The sequence below is a fragment of the Streptomyces sp. NRRL B-24572 genome (assembly GCF_002156145.1).
Taxonomy (GTDB): Bacteria; Actinomycetota; Actinomycetes; order Streptomycetales; family Streptomycetaceae; genus Streptomyces; species Streptomyces vietnamensis.
The window spans coordinates 1-2342 of the sequence record NZ_MWIG01000734.1; the positions used below are offsets into that span (position 1 = coordinate 1).

Annotated in this window: 1 protein-coding gene; it reads left to right on the forward strand. The window is 68.2% G+C overall.

Going from position 1 to position 2342, the window contains the following annotated elements:
• The coding region (locus tag CCN56_RS34760; protein WP_143664716.1) for a DNRLRE domain-containing protein at positions 1-2342 on the forward strand (2342 nt) is incomplete at both ends.

Consider the following 2342-nt stretch of genomic DNA (forward strand, 5'->3'; position numbering starts at 1 on the left):
ACCGTCACCTACGACGGCGGGACGAAGGCCTACACCGTCAACCAGCAGGCCGGCACCGCCGGCGTGTGGAAGACCCTCGGCAGCCACCCGTTCAAGGCTGGCACGCTCGGCAAGATCGTCCTCGGCGACGGGCCGGTCTCGACGACCACATCCGTCATCGCCGACGCCGTCCGGTTCACCAAGGGCGGGGTGGTCACCAAGCAGGCCGGTGAACTGAACACCTGGCACTCCTTCCCGGTGACGAAGACCGTCCAGTCCTGGATCGACGGCACCTACACGAACAACGGCTTCGTGATCAAGGCCGGTGACGAGTCCGCGAACGGGCCCAAGGGCGGCCCGCGCTACGAGGGCAGCGAGTTCGGGTACGGCGGCGAGACCGCCAACTACCCGCGCCTGGTCCTCACGTTCGGCCGTCAGGGCGTCGATCTTTCCGCACCGACCACGATCCACGACACCGGCGCCGAGCTGAACTGGTCCGCCTACCAGGACAAGGACCCGGTCGCCACCGGCGACGACATCGTCGAGTACCAGGTCCACCGCTCGGTCAGCCAGACCTTCACGCCGTCGGCCGCCACCCTCGTGGCCCCCGTCGCGCCCGGCACCACGTCGTTCACGGACACCTCCGCGACGCCGACGAAGGCCGACGACCCCGACCCGTTCGGCCGTGCGTACTACTACATGGTCGCGGTCAAGACGAAGGACGGGCAGGTCGTCGCCGCCCCCACCCAGCTCGTGCGCCTGCCCAAGGCCGGCCGCACGACCAAGGTGCTGAACGCGACGCAGGACACCACGCTGTCCTCGACCCAGACCACGCTCGCGCACGACACCATCGACGACTCCGCTCCGAAGAACTGGCTGTCGGTGGGCAACAACTCCGCCACCTACGGCGACACCCGCGCCCTGCTCAAGTTCCCGGCCCTGGGCATCCCCACCACCGCCCGGGTCCTGGACGCCAACGTGCGCCTGTGGTCCACCCAGACCTCCCAGGACACCACCGGCGCCCTGTACGAACTGCGGCCGCTGACGCGCGACTTCGACGAGTCCGCCACCTGGGTCAAGGCCGACAGCGCCACCAACTGGACCACTCAGGGCGGCGACTTCGGCGCAGTGACGGCCGACACCGGCGCGATGACGAACGACCCGGCCCGTCACGACTGGAACGTCACCTCGCTGGCGCAGTCCTGGGTGACCACCCCGGCCTCCCAGAAGGGCGTCGTCCTGAAGATGGCCGACGAGGCCGCCTCGCAGGAGCGCACCCTGTTCCTGTCCTCCGAGGGCACCGAGCCCAGGCTCGCGCCGAGGCTCGTGGTCACGTACATCGACTCCACCACGGAGTCCACGTACTACGCGCCGCAGACCCCGGCCCGTATGACGCCGAACAGCGACTACACGGTCGACTTCACCCTCACCAACACCACCGCCTCGACCTGGACGTCGGCCGACAACGTCCTCACCTACAAGTGGGCTCTGCCGGACGGTACGGACGTGACCACCGGCGGCAACCAGGTGCAGACGGCCCTGCCGTCGAACGTCGCCCCGGGCGGCTCGGTCGGCCTGCAGGCGCAGCTGAAGACGCCGATCAACTCGGACAACGGCAACAAGCGCACCGACTACGTCCTGACCTGGGACGTCTACAACAAGACGACCGGCACCTGGACCTCGGGCACCTCCGGCATCCCGGGCCTGGCCCAGAACGTGGCGGTGGAGGACCCCACCTCCAACCAGCTCGGCATGGAGAAGTTCTACGTCTACACGGGCAAGAACACCGGTGCCGGTTCGACCCTGATGAACAACCTGGCGTCGGGCAACACCGTCTGGCAGTACAACGCGTTCACCAACCCCGGCCGTGGTGTCACCACCTTCGCCCGGTTCGCGTACAACAGCCAGGACACCTCCGACACCGTCTCCGGCTACGGCTGGTCCTTCCAGGCGTCCGGCCCGATCCGGCTCGGCGCGCCGCTGGAGTTCCACCCCAAGCCCAACCCGACCGAGATCCGTCTTCCCGACGGTGACGGCACCACGCACGTCTTCCGCTGGGACTCGGCCACGAGCTCCTGGAAGGCCCCGGCGGGCGTCCACTACAAGCTGACGGCCAAGCCCGGCCTGGACTGCACCCCGCTGAAGGACCCGGTCCCCGACGCCTGGACGATGACCCGTCCCGACGGCACGCGGTTCGTGTTCGGCTGCGACGGCTACATGACGTCGGCGATCGAGAAGAACGGCAACACGCAGACGTACACCTACGAGGAACGCAAGTCGAACAACAAGCCGACCAAGTTCCTCAAGTACGTCACCGACCCGGCCGGCCGGCAGTCGCTGACGGTCGAGTACTACTCCAAGGC